Below are 18,717 nucleotides of genomic sequence, written 5' to 3'. Positions count from 1 at the left end.
CTATGTCTCATTATTCAGAAAATATCATTATTGGAGCCGGTGCTTCTGGCTTATTTTGTGCCGCCCAGTTAGGCAAACTGGGCAAACAAGCCACCATTTTTGATAACGGTAAGAAAATTGGTCGAAAAATTTTAATGTCTGGCGGTGGATTCTGTAATTTCACCAATATGGAAATCACATCTAGCCGTTATATCAGCCAAAACAAACACTTCGTCAAATCCGCCTTAAAACGTTATACACAATGGGACTTCATTGCTTTAGTCGCCGAATACGGCATTCCTTACCACGAAAAAGAATTAGGTCAGTTATTTTGCGATAATGGCGCAGAAGATATAGTGAAGATGCTCAGAGCCGAATGTGACAAATATGGTGTCAACATTCAACTACGAAGCGAAGTGAATGATGTTGAAGCCGTTGAAAACGGCCCTAGCGTACGATTCAAATTAAAGGTAAATGCAGTTGAATGGCAATGTCAGAATTTGATTATTGCCACGGGCGGCCTCTCTATGCCTGGCTTAGGCGCTTCGCCTTTTGGCTATCAAATTGCAGAACAATTTGGGTTAAATGTGATTCCTCCGCGTGCAAGCCTTGTGCCATTCACGTGGCGAGAAAGTGACAAATTCTACTCTGTACTCTCTGGTGTTTCATTAGATGTCGCGGCGACGAATCAAAACAAAACCTTTACTCATCAAATGCTGTTCACCCATCGTGGCTTATCAGGCCCTGCTATTTTACAAATCTCCAATTATTGGCAACCTAGTGAAAGCATTCATTTAGATTTATTGCCTTATAACAATATTCGACATCACCTAGATGAGATGCGTCAATCTTCGCCAAAATTGCAGTTAAAAACCGTATTAAGTCGCTTATTACCGAAAAAATTAGTCGAGCTTTGGTTAGAACAAGGTCTGATTCAAGATGAAGTGATTGCGAACTTAAGTAAAGTGCGGTTAGAAAATTTAGAGAATTTAATCCACAACTGGCAATTTATTCCTAATGGCACTGAGGGCTACCGAACGGCTGAAGTGACGATGGGTGGTGTCGATACTCATGAGATCTCATCTAAAACCATGGAGGCGACAAAGATTAAAGGTCTCTATTTTATCGGTGAGGTACTGGATGTTGTCGGCTGGTTAGGTGGCTACAACTTCCAATGGGCATGGAGTTCGGCTGCTGTTTGTGCAATGGGGATTGCTGAAAGCTAATATTTCTCTGTATTAATTATTTTCATCATGAATGAAAAAATCATTACTTTGATCATGAAATATCCTTACGTTAAAATTATCATGCTAAAATTAAAAGAAGGATATAAACATGACATCAAAAACACTTCCTTTCCACGCTGATACTGTGGGCTCATACTTACGTTCTCAACCTTTAAAAGAAGCCCGTGCAAAATTTGCAGCAGGCGAACTTTCTCGTGAACAATTAACGGAAGTTGAAGATCAAGAAATTGCTAAATTAGTACAAGCACAATTAGATGCAGGTATCCAAGTCATCACGGATGGGGAATATCGCCGTGCGTTTTGGCACATCGATTTCTTAGAAAACTTAAATGGTATCGAAGGTTATCACCCTGAACACGGTTATAAATTTAATGGTGTGGAAACCAAACCTTACAATACACGTTGCTGCGGTAAAATCTCTTGGAATCCCAACCATCCATTTATCGAACATTTTAAAAAATTAAAAGACATTGTTGGGGATCGTGGCGTCGTAAAATATACCATTCCAAGCCCAAATCAATTAATGTATCCAATCCAATGGGATACGGGCGTTTATGCTACACGTGCAGAATTTGCCAAAGATGTTCAACAGGCTTATAAAGATGCGATCAAAGCCTTCTATGATGCGGGTTGCCGTTATTTACAATTTGATGATGTGTATTGGGGTTCACTCTGTAACAATCACCTAAAACCAGAATTTGAAGCAGATAAAGCACAAGCGCTTGAAAATATTCAAGTTGTATTAGCCGCTAAACCAGCAGATATGGTTATCACAACGCACGTTTGCCGTGGCAACTTCCGTTCAACTTATTTATTAACTGGTGCATACGATCCTATTGCGGATGCTTTATTTGGCCAAACCCAATACGATGGCTACTTTCTGGAATATGATGATGAGCGTTCTGGTGGGTTCGAACCATTAAAACACTTTGCCAATAATCCACACAAAGGCCGTGTTGTATTGGGTTTAATCAGTTCAAAATTCCCTGAATTAGAAGATAAAGCGGCTATTAAAGCACGCATTGAAGAAGCGACGCAATATGTTCCACTTGAACAGCTTTGCTTAAGCCCACAATGTGGTTTTGCCTCAACAGAAGAAGGGAATATCATGACGGAAGCACAGCAATGGGCTAAAGTTCGTTACGTTGAAGAAATTGCTAAAGAAGTATGGGGTGAAGATTAATTCTTTCATACATTACGCTAAAAACACGCTGTTTTTAACCGCACTTTTATCGACTGAGAGCGTAGCAATACGCTCTTTTTTATTGCATTCTTTCAACAAATAAAAAAAGCTGATGTTATTTACATCAGCTTCTTCATGATTAATTTGTCACTAGATTTGCGTTAAATCGACATTTTTCGTTTCTTTTGAAGCTAATAATGCTAACAAGGTTAAGAATGCATTAATGGCTAAATAAATCCCCACGCCCATTAAGCCATAAAGCGCATTGATTTTTAATGAAATCATTGCTGCAATAGTTGCCCCGATAATCGATGCAATGTTGTAAGCTAAAGAGGCACCAGAATAACGCACTTCTGTTGGGAATAATTCAGGCAATAACGCTGCCATTGGGCCAAATGTCATGCCCATTAATGCCATACCAATTACCAAGAAAGCAAATACGGAGGTTGGAGTACCATTTCCAAGGAATAATGGCATGCATAACGCGAAAATAAAAATGCTGATCGTTGTCCAAATCAACCATTTACGGCGACCAATTTTATCTGCATAAAGACCAGAAATGCTGATAAAAATCGCAAAAACGATTGCACTCATTAAAAGTAATCCGGTGAAGGTATTGGCAGGAATGCCTAACCCCATTGGATAACCCGCTTCTGAAAGGGTTGACGGTGTACGAGAATACGCTTGTGCAAAGGCAGTCATAATATAGAATAAGGAATAAGTCGCCACCATAATAAAGGTACCAATCACCATCGGTTTAAAGTGTTTAGTGAATACCACACTCACCGGTGCTTTTAATTTTTTCCCCTTTTCTTCCGCTTCAATGAATACATGGCTTTCATGTAAGGTTAAACGAACATATAACCCAACTAAAACTAAGGCTAAAGAAGAGATAAACGGAATACGCCATGCCCACTCAACAAGGGCTTGTTGGTCCCAGAAATAGCTCACTAAGAAGAAGGTCGCATTAGCCACAAATAAACCTATTGGCGCACCTAATTGAGGGAATGTACCATACCAAGCACGTTTTCCTTCTGAGGCATTTTCTGTTGCGACTAGAGCTGTGCCCTCCATTGGCCACCAAGGCCAATTCCTTGACCGACACGGCAGATACATAAAAAAATCGGGGCCCAAATACCAATTTGAGAATAAATCGGCAACAAGCCGATAACGACTGTAGATCCGCCCATTAAAACCAAAGAGGCGACCAAGGTTTTATTACGACCGATCTTGTCACCAAAGTGGCCAAATAAAGTGAAGCCAATTGGACGAGCAAAGAACGCTAAGGCTAATATGGAAAGAGAAAGTAAATCATCTGAAAGCGGATCGCCGCTATGGAAGAATTGCGTGTTAAAAACTAATACAGCCGCAGCTGCATAGATATAATAATCAAAGAATTCAATTGCAGTACCCACCATGGATGCCAAAGCAACCTTAAATGGATCATTACGAAGTTATGAGGACATTTTGCTTCCTTAAGAGTCAAATAAAATGAAAGGGCTAAATCCTAGCATTTCCCTTAAGGATTAGCGATTTTTAAAATGATATCTTCAATTTTTTTCGCAAAATATGTCGAATTTTCTAAATGAGCATTATGCCCAGCATGAGGGATAAGCGTTAAATCGAGTTGATTATCCTCTGCCATTTGACGAAACTTTTGATCTCGCTCACCGCAAAAATAGAAAAATGGCAGCAAACTTGACCGCACTTTCTCTCGAAAATCAGGCTGTTTGGCAAGGCTAGTTGCTAATAACATCTTACCAATATTTGCCCCGCAATTAACTTTTCGCTTTTCAATTAACGACTTACGTTGCTGTTCATTTAAATGAGAAAACACAGGCTGTTGATACCAATCGTCTAGCACGGTTTCAGGGTTTTCATGGAAAAAACGCTCAGCCCACATTTTGTCATTAATTAAACGGCTTTGTTTTTCTTGCTTAGACTGCAAACCTAAATTCGCCCCTTCTAAAATCACTGCTTGTAAATTACCTCTTTGCACTTGAGCCTGCAATACATAATATTGTGCGATTCGCCCACCAAGTGAATAACCTATAAGGATATAAGGTTCATCTTTTATGAGACTTTGTATTTGGCTTTCAAGAAATTGAGCCGTTTGCTCAAAATCTTCAACCGCTACAGCTTTATTCTCTCCATGAAACGGTAAATCGAGAGAGAGACAACGAAAGTGCGGTAGATTTTCGATGACTTTTTGCCAGTCCGATTTTGTACCAAGTAATCCGTGGAGGAAGATAAGATTCATCATAATGCCATATAAAAAAATCCCCTCTGATTTAAGAGGGGAAATGAATTATTCACCAACTACAGCGTGGCTGATTTGTTCAATCAAGCGCTTATAAGTTGCACTGCCATCGCTAGGGTTCGTTTTTATCTCAATGAGCGTAGCACGACGACGTGTGTAAGCCTGTTTCAACACTGCACTTAAATCCGCCCAGGTGTAAGGTAAGGCGTATTTCAAGCCAAACATATTCGCAATTTGTGAGAAATCACCATTATGTGGCAAGCGATAGAATTGTTCTTTTACCTCTTCATCAACCGGCAACATATCAAAGATCGCACCACCATTATTATTGATCACAAAAATAATGGTTGGTTGAGTCACGTTCTTAAATAATGCTAAAGAGTTCAAATCATAAAGCGTGGACGTATCGCCAATCATCGCCACTACAGGTTGATTCGAACCAATACCAATCCCCGCAGCGGTTGCTAATAAACCGTCAATTCCGCTTGCACCACGATTAGTGAAAATTGGATATCCTTCTGGTAGTTTCGTTAACGCATCAACCAAGCGCACAAAAAGGCTATTTCCTAAGAACAAAATACCATTGTAAGGCAATACACGCTCAATATGATGGGCTAATGAGGCTTCATTAAGATTGCCGCCGACTTGTTGCTCAATAAAAGTTGAACAGAATTTTGAAAGCGCAAGTGGTTCGAGTAACCAAGGTTTTTGACGCAATGGCGGATGTGCTCGCAACCAATGATGTGCTTTTGCATTAAAGCGAGTTTGGGTATGGTGGCTTGGATCAACTGCATTTTGACTTTGCTCTACTACCCAAAACTCGCCTTGGAATTCCGCTAAGAATTGGTTAATACGTTTACTGATAAAACGAGAACCAAATTGGATTACGATATCTGCTTGAAGCAATTTTTGCTTCACGGTTTGATTTGCTAGCCAAATATCTGCATAAGGGGTAAGTGGCTCGACGCCAGATTGAATATCCGTCAGCAAAATCCAGCCCATGGTATTTGCCCACGAGTTAATCCCCATTGCCTGTTCTGGGGTTAATTGCCCTGCCACAATCACACCACGTTTTGTACGCCAGCTATCCCAATTCTCGTGCATCAACACTTCTTGTTGCAATGGCTGATGGTCAACCCAATTTTTAGGCTGACTTAACCAACGTTGAATTGGCATTAACCATGGATGACCGTCAATTTCTTGATCTTGGGCATTATAAAGTGGCTCAGTAAAAGGTACATTAATATGCACCACGCCTGGTTGTTGCTTTTGTTTATAGCAAGCTTGTTCTAACGTAGAAATTAACCATTTCGCCGCATAATCGGCTTGAGGCTTCGGTAAATTGACACTTGCCACTGGATAATCTGCAAACATATTTTGTTGCACGATCGCTTGATTCGCACCACATTCCCATAATTCAGGTGGACGATCAGCGGTAAGAATAATTAAATTCACGCCTGTTTGGCGAGCTTCAATAATCGCTGGATATAAATTTGCTGCCGCAGTCCCTGAGGTCACAATCACAGCAACAGGCGCTTGCGTAAATTTTGCAATACCCAAGGCAAAAAAGCCTAAGCCACGTTCATCAAAGTGACTATGACACGTTGCTCGAGAGGCATTTTGTAAACGCACAGCTTCTAGCGTTAAAGGTGTTGATCGTGAACCTGGCGCAATACAAAAGTGACTAACCCCTTGGCGAACCAGGGTTTCTAAGATCACCTTTGACCAACAACGATTAAATACGCTTACAGACATTCTTCTTATTCTCCGTTATTCTCTGCAAACAGGGAAATGAGCCCTGCCGCTTTACGTTCAATTTCCAACCACTCTTCTACAGGTTGTGAGCCTTCCACAATACCGGCGCCAGCAAATACACGCACTTGGTTTTCTTCAATAAAAGCTGAACGAATGGTGACACAAAATTCCGAGAGATTTGGGGTCATCAATCCTAATGTTCCCGCATACCAACTACGATCAAAAGTTTCAATTTCAGCCAGTGCTTTCTTCGCTTGTTGTTGAGGTAAGCCTGACACTGCGGCCGTTGGATGGATCGCTTTCAACAAATCTGCATCCGTACAAAGTGCGGTCAACTTTGCTTGCATTTTTCGAATCAAATGCTGCACTTTTCGCAATGGCTTTAATGCGACATCATCAACGGTAATTTGTTCCACTAAGTGACTGATATTTTGTGAAATATCCTCAACTACCAACCAGTTTTCATTGAGATTTTTTTCATCATTTAGCAGCCAATTTGCTCGTTCATCATTTTCAAGTGGATTATCGCTAACAGGAGCAGTGCCCGCAAGGGCTTCTGTAAATAACAGACGATTATCTCGTGCAAACAGGCGCTCTGGTGTCGATCCCACAAAACAGTTTTGGGCGTTATCTGCCCATAGAAAATGGTAACAACCGCTATTTTTGGCTTGGCTTGCAGCAAGAAAATCTTTTCCGTTTAATTCGCCCTGAATGTGAAATACCGTTTCATTTGCTAAGACAAGCTTGGTTAATTCCCCTTGTCGAATTCGAGTGAGCGCTTGATTGACCCAATCACACCACGTGTCTTGATTCGCTTTTGGCGCTACACTTTCGATGGTTAATTGATTGAGCGGTAAAAGTGCGGTCATTTTTTCAAATGAATTCAAAATCGTTTTTGCCGAAGCAAGCTCATTTGTTTCAACCAAAACTGAAACCACGGTCTCACCATTTTGCTGTTCAATTAAAACTTGAGGCAAAATAAACTGACTTTCACCTTGGAACTGTAAACCACCCACTAAAGGGAAATCATGCTCTTGAATAAATTGCTGTGCCAAATTCACATCTGAAAATGACCGCACTTTACCCACGGCAGCGACGGTTTTAGCTTTATCACGAAAACGCAAATAAAATTGCGGATAGACTGACTGCCCTTTCATCCACGCCAAAAGATCAACATCCGATTCCACCTTCGTTTGAAGATGTACAATAGATGCTTGCTGATCCGTTGTCGCCAAAGCGTCAAATTGGCGAATTATCGCAGATTTAGCTTGTTCTAAAGGGCCCATGAAAAATAATAAAATACACAAAAAATTAGCCCATATTCTACCGCACTTTAATACATTCAAAAAATTTTTTTATTAAATCTTTTCAAGATAAGAATTTAAGCGTAAATTAGACACAATTTTTGAATGAAAATCTAATTATCATAGGATGTTATTAATGCGCTCATTTCCAAAATCAGACAAATTAGAACACGTTTGCTACGATATTCGCGGACCGGTTCACAAAGAAGCTTTACGCCTAGAAGAAGAAGGCAACAAAATCTTAAAACTGAATATCGGTAACCCTGCCCCATTTGGCTTTGAAGCGCCAGATGAAATTTTAGTCGATGTAATCCGCAACTTACCTTCTGCACAAGGTTATTGTGACTCTAAAGGCTTGTATTCCGCACGTAAAGCTATCGTGCAATACTACCAATCCAAAGGTATTCATGATTCAACGGTAAACGATGTGTACATCGGGAATGGTGTGTCTGAATTGATTACCATGTCAATGCAAGCCCTTCTTAATGATGGTGATGAGGTATTAGTCCCAATGCCAGATTATCCGTTATGGACAGCGGCTGTGACGCTTTCTGGTGGAAAAGCGGTACATTATTTATGTGATGAAGAAGCAGGCTGGTTCCCTGCTATTGATGATATTCGCGCGAAAGTCAATGCCAAAACAAAAGCTATCGTGGTGATCAACCCAAATAACCCGACTGGTGCGGTATACAGTAAAGCATTGCTCGAAGAAATTATCGAAGTAGCACGTGAAAATAATCTGATTATTTTTGCGGATGAAATTTATGACAAAATTCTCTACGATGGTGCTGTCCACCATCATATCGCCGCCCTTGCACCAGATGTATTAACGATTACATTCAATGGTTTATCAAAAGCGTATCGGGTTGCGGGTTTCCGTCAAGGCTGGATGATTTTAAATGGTCCAAAACAACACGCAAAAGGCTATATTGAAGGCTTAGATATGCTGGCATCTATGCGTTTATGCGCAAACGTACCAATGCAGCATGCGATTCAAACCGCATTAGGTGGCTATCAAAGCATTAATGAATTTATTCAACCTGGCGGTCGTTTACTTGAGCAACGTAATAAAGCCTACGAGTTGCTCACTCAAATCCCTGGTGTTAGCTGCGTAAAACCAATGGGGGCAATGTATATGTTCCCGAAACTCGACATCAAAAAATTCAACATTCATAGTGATGAAAAATTTGTACTCGATTTACTACGCAAAGAGAAAGTGCTTTTAGTACATGGTAAAGGCTTTAACTGGCACTCGCCTGATCACTTCCGTGTGGTGACTCTCCCTTATGCTGGCCAATTAGAAGAAGCGATTGGCAAACTGGCTCGGTTCTTAGAAACTTATCAGCAATAATAAAAAAGAGCGGTTAATTAACCGCTCTTTTTTTATTTTATGATTTATGACTAAGCCCAGAAATAACGCACAACATGGAAGAAAATTGGTGCGGAGAAACAAAGCGAATCCATACGATCTAAAATACCGCCATGACCGCTGATCATATTCCCCCAGTCTTTCACGCCCATACTGCGTTTCATTGCTGACATCACGAGTCCACCCAAGAATCCCATTAGGCAAATTAACATGCTCATTAAAAACGCCTGCCATGCATTAAATGGTGTCATCCAATGAAGTAGCATACCTAATAAACTTGCACTTAATACACCGCCAACAAAGCCTTCTACTGTTTTGGATGGGGATAAGGTTGGCGCAATTTTATGTTTGCCGAAGAGTTTACCCCAAACGTATTGCAACACATCACTAGACTGTACCACCAAGATTAAGAAAATCATTAATAAAAGATTTTTTCCTTCATAACCAGAGATATCAAGTGTCAGTAAAGCCGGAATATGTGAAATACAAAATACACTAATCATCAATGCCCACTGAATTTTCGTAGAACGATCTAAGAAATTCGCAGGGTCACCCAGTAATGCTGAAAGAATCGGTAAAAATAAGAAGCCATATACTGGAATGAAGATAGTAAACATACTAAACCAATCAATGGCGACTAAAAAATATTGCAATGGCAAGATCACATAAAAACAGGCGGCGAGTGCAAGATGATCGCCTCGACGAATATTCAATAGAGAAAGAAACTCACGCAATCCCATAAATGAAATGATCAAAAAGAGCACAATCACGCCATAAAAGCCTAATAAGCTCGCAATAAAGATAATCCCAATCATCACCCACCAAGCATTGATGCGTGCATTCAGGTTATCAATAACGCTATTTGGTGTATCCACGCCCGATCTGCGTTTTAAAATATATCCCACGGTGGAAGCAAAAATTAAGGCGATAAATAAACCACCGAAGAGTTGCCATATTTCCGTCATCATTTACTCCTAAGATTTGCCTTTTTCACTGATGTTTAAACTTAATAATGCCGATTGAGCGCGTGTTAAAAATTCACCTTTAGTCTCATCTATCTCAAGCTTTAATGGTTCACCTACATAAAGATCACATAACAATGGGATCGGCAAAATAAAGCCTTTTGGTAAAACATTATTCATATTACTAATCCAAACTGGGACAAATTCACAATCAAGATTTTCTTTTGCTAGATAATACAAGCCACTTTTAAAGGGTTGGAGAGGCAAATCATCATCCGTTTTACGGGTTCCTTCAGGGAAAAGAATAAGCGAATCATTCTCCAATGCTTCCGTCATTTGTCGTATTGCCGCTTGTGGATCTTGGCTATTACGCTCAATAAGCAACATATTAAACACTTTATTGGCTAAAAAACGACGAATTGCGCCTTTTGTCCAATAATCTTTGCCTGCGACAGGGCGAGTTTGTTTTCTCACTTCATAAGGTAATGAAATCCAAAGTAAGATGAAATCACCATAGCTGTTATGATTGGCAAAATAGACACGATGCCCTTCTGAAGATTGTTCAGCTATCGCTGCTTGAGGTCGAACACCTGTAATAAAAGAGGCAAAACGACACAATAAAAAATCGATTAATCTCGCGATCATATTTACTCCTATTACTCCGCAACTTCCGCTAATCCATTTTTTACTCGCTTAATACAAGTCACGATGAGCAAGATAATCAGGATATTGGCTACCCACCAGAAAAGTGAATGCAAGCTACCATTCACCGCATAGAGTAAACCGAGTACACCAAACACAAACGCACGATCGCTTTTACCCATTGGACCATCATAACGACGTGTTTTGCCTTGAACTTGCCCCAAGATTCCACATAACTCACTCAACGCCGCAAGCCAAATAATACTTGAGATTTGAACTCCATCAAAAGGCGCGACAAAAGCAAAAGGAAGGTAAAGTGCTGCATCAGAGACGACATCAGTAATTTCATTAAGATAACCCCCTAATCGACTTTTTTGATTAAACTCACGCGCTAGCATGCCATCAACAGCATTTAACGCCATACGCAAAAACAACCAAATAGGAATAAGGAAGAAAAGAGTTGAAAATGTCGGGAATAGTGCGAGAACCACACCTAATAAAATTGAAAGTAAGCAAGCAATTAGCGTAACTTGATTTGCTGTTACGCCTTTTGCTGCTAATTGCCTAACTAAAGGCCGAAGTAAATTCTGAAATTTGGGTTTTAAGGCATAGATACTCATCTACCATCTCCTTGTTTTTATTAGTAAACATAAAAATTTCGCTAATAATAGAATAGTATAGAGTATTACTCAAGTTTTTATTCGTCCATATACCCCAAACTTCTTAAGGCGCGTTCATCGTCCGCCCAACCAGACTTCACTTTGACCCAAAGTTCTAGATGTACTTTATTATCAAATAAGCGTTCCATGTCAGCGCGCGCTTCCATACCAATGGTTTTAATTTTTTGTCCTTGAGCACCAATCACCATTTTCTTTTGACCTTCACGCTCAACTAAAATCAAACCATTAATCTCGTAAGTACCACGCTCATTTACTTTGAATTGTTCAATTTCAACAGTCACAGAATAAGGTAATTCCTCACCGGTAAAGCGCATCAATTTTTCACGGATAATTTCCGACGCCATAAAACGTTGTGAACGATCGGTCACGTAATCTTCAGGGAAGTGATGAACGCCTTTACGTAAGGACTGACGAACAATTTTCTCTAATTGATGCACGTTATTACCACGTTGTGCAGAAATCGGCACAATGTGTGCGAAATCAAACTTACTGCCTAATTCTGTAATAAATGGCAATAAATCATCTTTATTCTTAACATTGTCAACTTTGTTGATAGCGAGTACAACAGGCGCTTTGGCATTACGTAATTTGTTTAACACCATTTCATCATCGGCATTCCAATGTGTGCCATCCACGACAAAAATAATAAGATCCACATCCCCGATCGCTGAGCTGGCTGCACGATTCATTAAACGGTTAATCGCCCGTTTTTCTTCGATATGAAGTCCCGGCGTATCCACATAAATTTCTTGGTAGATGCCTTCGGTTTTAATTCCCACAATACGGTGACGCGTGGTTTGTGCCTTGCGGGAAGTAATCGAGATTTTTTGACCCAAAATTTTGTTTAACAGGGTGGATTTCCCTACATTTGGGCGGCCTACAATGGCAATAAAACCACAATAGGTCTCTTGTTCTTGATTTAATTCGATCATTTTATTTCCAATATTTTTAAAATTTGTTCTGCGGCCGCTTGTTCTGCTTTACGGCGGCTAGAACCTTTTGCAATAAAAGTGCGGTCAATATTTGGTACGTTTTTTACCGTACATTCCACGGTGAAGGTTTGGCAATGAGCCTCCCCTTCAATTTTAATCACTTCATAAGTTGGCAAGGCGAAATGCTTACCTTGTAAATACTCTTGTAAACGTGTTTTGGCATCTTTTTGGTTATCGCCTGGCTTAATTTCAGCCAATAAGGTTTTATACCAACTACGCACTATATCTGCCGCTTTATCAAAGCTTGAATCCAATGCCATTGCGCCAATTACCGCTTCAACACAATCAGCTAAAATAGATTCTCGGCGAAAGCCCCCGCTTTTTAGCTCACCAGAGCCTAAGGACATATAATCCCCAAGCTCAAAATTTCGGGCAATCATTGCCAGTGTAGGCTCACGCACTAATGTTGCGCGCATACGGCTAAGTTCACCTTCATTACAACGAGGAAATTGATGATAAAGCGCGTCTGCAATGACATAATTGAGAATCGAATCGCCTAGAAATTCTAGGCGTTCATTATGTTGAGTGGAGGCACTGCGGTGTGTCAGTGCCAATTTTAAGTGTTTTAGATCGGAAAATTGATAACCAATTTTTCGTTCTAATCGATCTAAATGATTCATATTAATTAATTTTCGTAAAGAAACGGTCGAAACGGAAGCCCGTTGGCCACTCATTTGGTTCTTTTTCTAAACTCATCCAAATATAAGTGGCTTTACCCACAATATTTTTTTCCGGTACAAATCCCCAAAAACGGCTGTCATCACTATGATCACGGTTATCACCCATCACAAAATACTGCCCTTCAGGCACAATCCATTCTGCAGCAGGTAAACCTTCTTGTGGATAGAACTCAATCCCCGAATAACGGCGCATTGGCTCAACTAAAATCGTATGTGTCACATCGCCGATTTCCAGATATTCCACTTGAGTTGGGAATGCTGGATTAGTTGGTTCTTGTTTATATTCAAACACTTTCGCTTGGCAGTCTATTTCACAAGGTTTGCCATCTTTACCATGAACAATTGTTAAAGCACTTTTTTCAACATCAAGGATAATTCGATCGCCACCTTTACCCACAATACGTTTAATATAATCTACGCCTGACATATTGTCTTTGGATGTTAACGCAAGATTTTCAGCATACGCTGCTCTCGTTGTACCTAAGCTTGTATGAAGTAATGCTTGCTCTGGAGCTTTGAATACAATTACATCACCACGTTCTGGCTTATTACCTTCAATAATCGTATTTTGGAAAATCGGATCTTTGATACCATAAGTGTATTTATTAACAACAAGGAAATCCCCTACACGCAATGTTGCTTCCATTGATCCTGATGGAATTTGAAACGGCTCAAAAATAAATGAACGTACAAGAAACACTACAGATAACACAGGGAAAAGTGAAGAAATAAATTCCGAACCTTCTGAAATTGGCTCAATTTTTGCTTTTTCTTCATCCGTTAACGCTTTGCCTGAACGTTGTTCTGCTCGTGCGATTTGACGACGACGTCTCGGCATCACGGCGAAACGGTGATAGCACCATAAAATGCCAGAAAGTGCGGTCAAAATCAGCAATAAAATACTGAATGTGTTAGGCAGCTGGAAATGGTCTAACGCTTTCCAACCAGCAAATCCCACGGCTAACAACAGAATAAAAAATACATTCGACATTACTCTACTTTCCTATTTATCTTTACCTACATGTAAGATCGCTAAAAACGCTTCTTGCGGTACTTCCACGTTACCTAAAGACTTCATTCGTTTTTTACCCTCTTTCTGTTTCTGTAAGAGTTTTTTCTTACGACTCACGTCACCACCATAACATTTTGCTAATACGTTTTTACGCAATTGTTTTACGGTTGAACGCGCAATAATGTGGTTACCAATCGCAGCTTGGATCGCGATATCAAATTGTTGACGTGGAATCAGCTCACGCATTTTTTCAACTAACTCACGACCACGATAAGGTGCATTATCTTTATGAACAATTAACGCTAACGCATCAACACGATCACCGTTGATCATAATATCCACTCGCACCATGTCCGCCGCTTGGAAACGTTTGAAACCATAATCCAAAGACGCATAACCACGCGATGTTGATTTCAAGCGGTCGAAGAAATCCAATACCACTTCGCCCATTGGGATTTCATAAGTTAACGCAATTTGGTTACCGTGATACACCATATTGGTCTGTACGCCACGTTTTTCCACACAAAGGGTAATTACGTTACCTAAGAATTCCTGTGGTACCAACATATTACATTCCGCGATAGGCTCGCGAATCTCTGAAATATTATTCAATGGCGGTAATTTCGCTGGACTGTCCACATAAACCACTTCACCACTCGTCATTTCAACTTCATAAATTACAGTTGGCGCTGTGGTAATCAAATCAAGATCATATTCACGCTCTAAACGCTCTTGAATGATCTCCATGTGTAAAAGCCCTAAGAAACCACAACGGAAACCAAAACCTAAAGCGGTTGAATTCTCTGGTTCATAGAAAAGTGATGCATCGTTTAGGCTTAATTTACCCAACGCATCACGGAAAGCTTCATAATCGTCAGAGCTAACTGGGAATAATCCAGCATAAACCTGCGGTTTTACTTTCTTAAAGCCTGGTAATACATGGCTTGCAGGATTGTGTTGATGCGTTAAGGTATCTCCTACCGGTGCACCTAAAATATCTTTAATTGCACAAACAACCCAACCCACTTCGCCGGTATTTAATATCGTCGTATCCACTTGTTTTGGCGTAAAAATCCCTAAACGATCAACGTTGTAAGCCTGTCCGGTAGACATTACTTTGATTTTATCGCCTTTACGCAACACGCCATTTTTGATACGAACTAATGACACCACGCCTAAATAGTTATCGAACCAAGAGTCAATAATCAATGCTTGTAACGGTGCATCAGGATCACCTTCTGGCGCAGGAATTTTCGCAACGATTTCTTCTAATACATCTTCGATACCCACACCGGTTTTAGCTGAACAACGTACCGCTTCCATCGCATCAATACCCACGATGTCTTCAATTTCTTCTGCAACACGTTCAGGATCTGCCGCTGGTAAGTCGATTTTATTCAAAATCGGTACTACTTCTAAATCCATTTCAATGGCAGTATAGCAGTTTGCCAAGGTTTGGGCTTCTACGCCTTGTCCCGCATCCACAACTAACAATGCCCCTTCACAAGCCGCAAGAGAACGCGATACTTCATAAGAGAAGTCCACGTGTCCTGGTGTATCGATAAAGTTTAATTGGTATGTTTCACCGTCTTTGGCTTGATAATTTAAGGTTACGCTCTGCGCTTTAATGGTAATACCGCGCTCACGCTCAAGATCCATGGAATCCAACACTTGCGCTTCCATTTCACGATCCGAAAGGCCCCCACAGGTCTGAATTAATCGATCAGAAAGGGTCGATTTACCGTGGTCAATATGGGCAATAATAGAAAAGTTGCGAATATTCTTCATAAATAGATTAGTTTTCTCAAAAATCATTAAATTTAACTGGCGGATTGTACCTGAAAAGCGCGGAAATCGCTAGGGATGAAAGGGAAAAGTGCGGTCAAATTTTCAAACCTTTTAGATAAAACAAAACCCCGAATTACTTCGGGGTTTCTTTTTTCATTCAAACTGAAATTATAGGCTTTCAGTGAAAGTACGAGTAATAACGTCGCGTTGTTGTTCTGGTGTTAAAGAGTTGAAACGTACTGCGTAACCAGAAACACGGATAGTTAATTGTGGGTATTTATCCGGGTTGTTTACTGCATCTTCTAACGTTTCACGACGTAATACGTTTACGTTTAAGTGTTGACCACCTTCAACTTTAACAGTTGGTGCTACATTTACCGGTAATTCACGATATTCGATTTGACCTAATTCGCTTACTGCTACTACTTGGTCTTCTGCGAATTCAGCTTTTGCACATAAACAACGAGCTTCATTTTTTTCGCTGTCTAATAACCAGAATGAGTTTAAAAGATTGTCATTTGCTGCTTGAGTAATTTGAATACCTTTGATCATAAAGTGCCTCCTAATTTGGCGGTTGTATATTTATTAAACTGTGCAAATTTTATCAAACTATTTGAAGAATTCAATTAATTTTGACCTAAAACAGGTTCTTTTTTATGACTAATTTTTTAAAATTGATCTAGATTAAAGTTTTAGTCGTAACAAAAACTCAATATGCCCATGATTTTAACAAAATATTAACATTGTTCTCAAATAAAGCCTTTCTCAGCAATTTCATTTATAATGTCTCCAAGCTTATCCAATAAGGAAATACAGAATGAAAACCTGGACAGATGTTATCGGTCAAGAGAAAGAAAAACCTTACTTTAAACACATTCTACAACAAGTGCATCAAGAGCGACTTGCCGGAAAAACCATTTACCCACCACAAGACGAAGTGTTTAATGCCTTTAAATATACGGCATTTGATGAGGTGAAAGTTGTCATTTTAGGACAGGATCCCTATCACGGCCCAAATCAAGCGCACGGCTTAGCTTTTTCGGTGAAACCTGAGGTTGCAATTCCCCCTTCTTTACTGAATATGTATAAAGAATTGGCTAACGACATTCCTGGTTTTCAAATGCCAAATCATGGTTACTTGGTGAAATGGGCGGAGCAAGGTGTACTGTTGCTTAACACTGTGCTAACTGTAGAGCGCGGCATGGCACATTCACACGCTAAATTTGGTTGGGAAGTATTTACGGATCAAGTGATTGCGGCACTTAATGAACACCGTGAAAAAGTAGTATTTTTACTTTGGGGAAGTCATGCACAGAAAAAAGGGCAATTTATTGATCGCAATCGTCATTATGTTTTAACTGCCCCGCACCCTTCCCCTCTTTCTGCACATCGTGGTTTTCTAGGATGCCATCACTTTTCTAAAGCCAACGAATACTTAAAACAACATGGTTTAACTGAAATTGATTGGCAAGTTTAAGATTGTGGCTCAACATCAAGCGGGAGATTTTTTTCCCGCTTCTCTTCCTTTTTCTGTTCTCGTCTTTTTTTGAAAAAATCACTCAATTTCTGACCGCACTTTTCTGCCAACACACCAGATGTAATTTCTAGTGCGTGATTCATTTTATAATCATCAAAGAAGTGGAAACGAGAGCCTACAGCGCCCGTTTTATAATCTGACGCCCCAAAGACTAAACGTTTAATGCGGCTATGCAAAATCGCGCCAGCACACATGGTACAAGGCTCAAGGGTGACATAGAGTGTGGTATTGAGCAGACGATAATTTTGAATATGTTGTGCGGCATTACGCAATGCGACAATTTCAGCGTGAGCGGTCGGATCATTTTCAATGATAGATAAATTCCAGCCTTCACCGAGAATATTTCCTTCATCATCCACTAACACCGCCCCGACTGGAATCTCGCCGAGTGCCTCTGCACGATCGGCAAGCATCAGAGCGTGTTGCATAAATTTCTCGTCTAAATCTGACCGCACTTTGAATGCCTAAACTGAGAAAGGATATTTAATTGGTTCGTGAGATTGATACCCCACCACCTTGAAATCATCCATCGTGACCCAAGTTTCAAGATCTTCAAGGGTTTTAATATCAGGATTAATTTCTAATTGTGGTGAAGGGAATGGTTCACGTTTTAATTGCACATCACGCATTAACTCAAGTTGGTCTTCATAAATATGCGCATTTACAATTTTATGATATGCCTTACCCGGTTTATTGCCGGTAATTTGCGCCATCAAAGCAAGGAAAGTAAAGACCTGAATTTGATTGAAGTTTAAGCCAAGTGGCACATCACAAGAGCGTTGGTAGCTCGTTAAGTGCAATGTATCGCCTACTAAAGAGAAAGTATGTGTGTGCATGCAAGGGCGCAAGCAGCCTAGATCAAATTCGCCTGGATTGAAGAAAGTCAAAATTTCACCGCGGTCATCAATCCCTCGGCTTAAATTGTTCACAATTTTACGAAGTTGATCGATGGTTTCGCCATTCGGTTTACGCCATGCTCTACCTTGCACACCATAAACGCGTCCCATATCATCGGTGCCTTTACGATGTGGATTGGCAAGCCAAGCGGCATTTTCATTGGCATTTGCATCCCATGTTTTGGTGCCAAGCTTGCGGAAGTCCGCGGCATTATCATAACCACGGATATAACCTAAAAATTCCGCAATCGCTGCTTTCCAATAGCTTTTTCGCGTGGTAATTAAGGGGAATTGATTATTGGCAACATCATATTCTAAATCTGCATTAATCACAGTAAGGCAACGCTTGCCAGTACGCTCATTAGCAACCCACTCACCTTCATTCACAATGCGTCGACAAAGATCTAAATATTGTTTCATAAAAAAACTCC

The 18,717-nt window shown here is 40.3% G+C and carries 17 protein-coding genes and 1 pseudogene; 4 read left to right on the top strand and 14 right to left on the bottom strand.

The window, feature by feature from the left end; translation table 11 throughout:
- The first annotated feature begins 2 nt into the window (after positions 1-2).
- Entirely contained in the window at positions 3-1,205 is a 1,203-nt protein-coding gene (locus A9500_RS03120; protein ID WP_065243858.1) for an NAD(P)/FAD-dependent oxidoreductase, read from the top strand.
- Positions 1,206-1,314: 109 nt separating this feature from the next.
- On the top strand, positions 1,315-2,409 hold the full coding sequence (locus tag A9500_RS03115) for a 5-methyltetrahydropteroyltriglutamate--homocysteine S-methyltransferase (protein WP_065243857.1): 1,095 nt from the start codon (positions 1,315-1,317) through the stop codon (positions 2,407-2,409).
- Positions 2,410-2,559: 150 nt separating this feature from the next.
- Here A9500_RS03115 and A9500_RS03110 read toward each other — a convergent pair.
- From A9500_RS03110 to A9500_RS03095, 4 genes and pseudogenes are all read right to left on the bottom strand, one after another.
- Positions 2,560-3,827 (bottom strand): annotated as a pseudogene (locus tag A9500_RS03110) (MFS transporter).
- Positions 3,828-3,928: 101 nt separating this feature from the next.
- Positions 3,929-4,672 (bottom strand): 2-succinyl-6-hydroxy-2,4-cyclohexadiene-1-carboxylate synthase, encoded by a 744-nt coding sequence (gene menH / locus A9500_RS03105; protein ID WP_065243856.1) that lies wholly within the window; start codon positions 4,670-4,672, stop codon positions 3,929-3,931.
- A 45-nt stretch (positions 4,673-4,717) separates the two neighbouring features.
- The gene (gene menD, locus A9500_RS03100; RefSeq protein WP_065243855.1) at positions 4,718-6,424 is read right to left on the bottom strand and encodes a 2-succinyl-5-enolpyruvyl-6-hydroxy-3-cyclohexene-1-carboxylic-acid synthase; all 1,707 of its coding nucleotides are present in this window, start codon (positions 6,422-6,424) and stop codon (positions 4,718-4,720) included.
- Positions 6,425-6,429: 5 nt separating this feature from the next.
- Positions 6,430-7,710 (bottom strand): isochorismate synthase MenF, encoded by a 1,281-nt coding sequence (locus tag A9500_RS03095; RefSeq protein WP_065243854.1) that lies wholly within the window; start codon positions 7,708-7,710, stop codon positions 6,430-6,432.
- A gap of 154 nt (positions 7,711-7,864) precedes the next feature.
- Here A9500_RS03095 and A9500_RS03090 point away from each other — a divergent pair, with 154 nt between their 5' ends.
- Complete coding sequence (locus tag A9500_RS03090) at positions 7,865-9,079, top strand: pyridoxal phosphate-dependent aminotransferase (RefSeq protein WP_054419737.1); 1,215 nt, start codon at positions 7,865-7,867, stop codon at positions 9,077-9,079.
- Between the two features lie 50 nt (positions 9,080-9,129).
- On the opposite strand, the gene A9500_RS03085 is transcribed toward A9500_RS03090, so the two are convergent.
- The 8 genes from A9500_RS03085 to grcA form a co-directional block, all read right to left on the bottom strand.
- Complete coding sequence (locus A9500_RS03085; protein WP_179854550.1) at positions 9,130-10,062, bottom strand: phosphatidate cytidylyltransferase; 933 nt, start codon at positions 10,060-10,062, stop codon at positions 9,130-9,132.
- Positions 10,063-10,071: 9 nt separating this feature from the next.
- Positions 10,072-10,704, bottom strand: coding sequence for a lysophospholipid acyltransferase family protein (locus A9500_RS03080; protein ID WP_065243852.1), 633 nt, complete (start codon positions 10,702-10,704; stop codon positions 10,072-10,074).
- 11 nt (positions 10,705-10,715) lie between these two features.
- Positions 10,716-11,321 (bottom strand): CDP-alcohol phosphatidyltransferase family protein, encoded by a 606-nt coding sequence (locus A9500_RS03075; protein ID WP_065243851.1) that lies wholly within the window; start codon positions 11,319-11,321, stop codon positions 10,716-10,718.
- Positions 11,322-11,398: 77 nt separating this feature from the next.
- Positions 11,399-12,313, bottom strand: a complete 915-nt coding sequence (era, locus tag A9500_RS03070) for a GTPase Era (protein WP_065243850.1) — start codon at positions 12,311-12,313, stop codon at positions 11,399-11,401.
- A complete protein-coding gene (gene rnc / locus A9500_RS03065) occupies positions 12,310-12,993 on the bottom strand; it encodes a ribonuclease III (RefSeq protein ID WP_049357777.1) in 684 nt (227 codons plus the stop codon). Before rnc ends, era begins: the two co-directional genes overlap by 4 nt.
- 1 nt (position 12,994) lies before the next feature.
- On the bottom strand, positions 12,995-14,044 hold the full coding sequence (lepB, locus tag A9500_RS03060; RefSeq protein WP_065243849.1) for a signal peptidase I: 1,050 nt from the start codon (positions 14,042-14,044) through the stop codon (positions 12,995-12,997).
- A gap of 12 nt (positions 14,045-14,056) precedes the next feature.
- Positions 14,057-15,853 (bottom strand): translation elongation factor 4, encoded by a 1,797-nt coding sequence (lepA, locus tag A9500_RS03055; RefSeq protein ID WP_054419904.1) that lies wholly within the window; start codon positions 15,851-15,853, stop codon positions 14,057-14,059.
- A 168-nt stretch (positions 15,854-16,021) separates the two neighbouring features.
- Positions 16,022-16,405: an autonomous glycyl radical cofactor GrcA gene (grcA, locus tag A9500_RS03050; protein ID WP_005697846.1), complete on the bottom strand. Its 384-nt coding sequence runs from the start codon at positions 16,403-16,405 to the stop codon at positions 16,022-16,024.
- A 250-nt stretch (positions 16,406-16,655) separates the two neighbouring features.
- Here grcA and ung point away from each other — a divergent pair, with 250 nt between their 5' ends.
- Positions 16,656-17,330 (top strand): uracil-DNA glycosylase, encoded by a 675-nt coding sequence (ung, locus tag A9500_RS03045; protein ID WP_257005665.1) that lies wholly within the window; start codon positions 16,656-16,658, stop codon positions 17,328-17,330.
- Here ung and tadA read toward each other — a convergent pair.
- The gene (gene tadA / locus A9500_RS03040; protein WP_143421579.1) at positions 17,327-17,845 is read right to left on the bottom strand and encodes a tRNA adenosine(34) deaminase TadA; all 519 of its coding nucleotides are present in this window, start codon (positions 17,843-17,845) and stop codon (positions 17,327-17,329) included. The genes ung and tadA overlap by 4 nt on opposite strands.
- 9 nt (positions 17,846-17,854) lie before the next feature.
- Entirely contained in the window at positions 17,855-18,706 is an 852-nt protein-coding gene (locus A9500_RS03035) for a thymidylate synthase (RefSeq protein ID WP_049364941.1), read from the bottom strand.
- Positions 18,707-18,717: the final 11 nt, after the last annotated feature.

Source organism: Haemophilus sp. CCUG 60358 (assembly GCF_001679485.1).
GTDB lineage: Bacteria > Pseudomonadota > Gammaproteobacteria > Enterobacterales > Pasteurellaceae > Haemophilus_D.
Note: the sequence above shows the minus strand (reverse complement) of the source record. Positions and strands in the feature narration are given on the sequence as shown.

Bases quoted from the DNA above. Each gene is read 5' to 3' on its own strand.
- menH (WP_065243856.1), bottom strand. From the start codon at position 4,672: ATGATGAATCTTATCTTCCTCCACGGATTACTTGGTACAAAATCGGAC.
- A9500_RS03075 (WP_065243851.1), bottom strand. From the start codon at position 11,321: ATGAGTATCTATGCCTTAAAACCCAAATTTCAGAATTTACTTCGGCCT.
- grcA (WP_005697846.1), bottom strand. From the start codon at position 16,405: ATGATCAAAGGTATTCAAATTACTCAAGCAGCAAATGACAATCTTTTA.
- A9500_RS03080 (WP_065243852.1), bottom strand. From the start codon at position 10,704: ATGATCGCGAGATTAATCGATTTTTTATTGTGTCGTTTTGCCTCTTTT.
- lepA (WP_054419904.1), bottom strand. From the start codon at position 15,853: ATGAAGAATATTCGCAACTTTTCTATTATTGCCCATATTGACCACGGT.
- A9500_RS03085 (WP_179854550.1), bottom strand. From the start codon at position 10,062: ATGACGGAAATATGGCAACTCTTCGGTGGTTTATTTATCGCCTTAATT.
- A9500_RS03095 (WP_065243854.1), bottom strand. From the start codon at position 7,710: ATGGGCCCTTTAGAACAAGCTAAATCTGCGATAATTCGCCAATTTGAC.
- lepB (WP_065243849.1), bottom strand. From the start codon at position 14,044: ATGTCGAATGTATTTTTTATTCTGTTGTTAGCCGTGGGATTTGCTGGT.
- A9500_RS03115 (WP_065243857.1), top strand. From the start codon at position 1,315: ATGACATCAAAAACACTTCCTTTCCACGCTGATACTGTGGGCTCATAC.
- A9500_RS03120 (WP_065243858.1), top strand. From the start codon at position 3: ATGTCTCATTATTCAGAAAATATCATTATTGGAGCCGGTGCTTCTGGC.
- A9500_RS03035 (WP_049364941.1), bottom strand. From the start codon at position 18,706: ATGAAACAATATTTAGATCTTTGTCGACGCATTGTGAATGAAGGTGAG.
- menD (WP_065243855.1), bottom strand. From the start codon at position 6,424: ATGTCTGTAAGCGTATTTAATCGTTGTTGGTCAAAGGTGATCTTAGAA.
- era (WP_065243850.1), bottom strand. From the start codon at position 12,313: ATGATCGAATTAAATCAAGAACAAGAGACCTATTGTGGTTTTATTGCC.
- A9500_RS03090 (WP_054419737.1), top strand. From the start codon at position 7,865: ATGCGCTCATTTCCAAAATCAGACAAATTAGAACACGTTTGCTACGAT.
- rnc (WP_049357777.1), bottom strand. From the start codon at position 12,993: ATGAATCATTTAGATCGATTAGAACGAAAAATTGGTTATCAATTTTCC.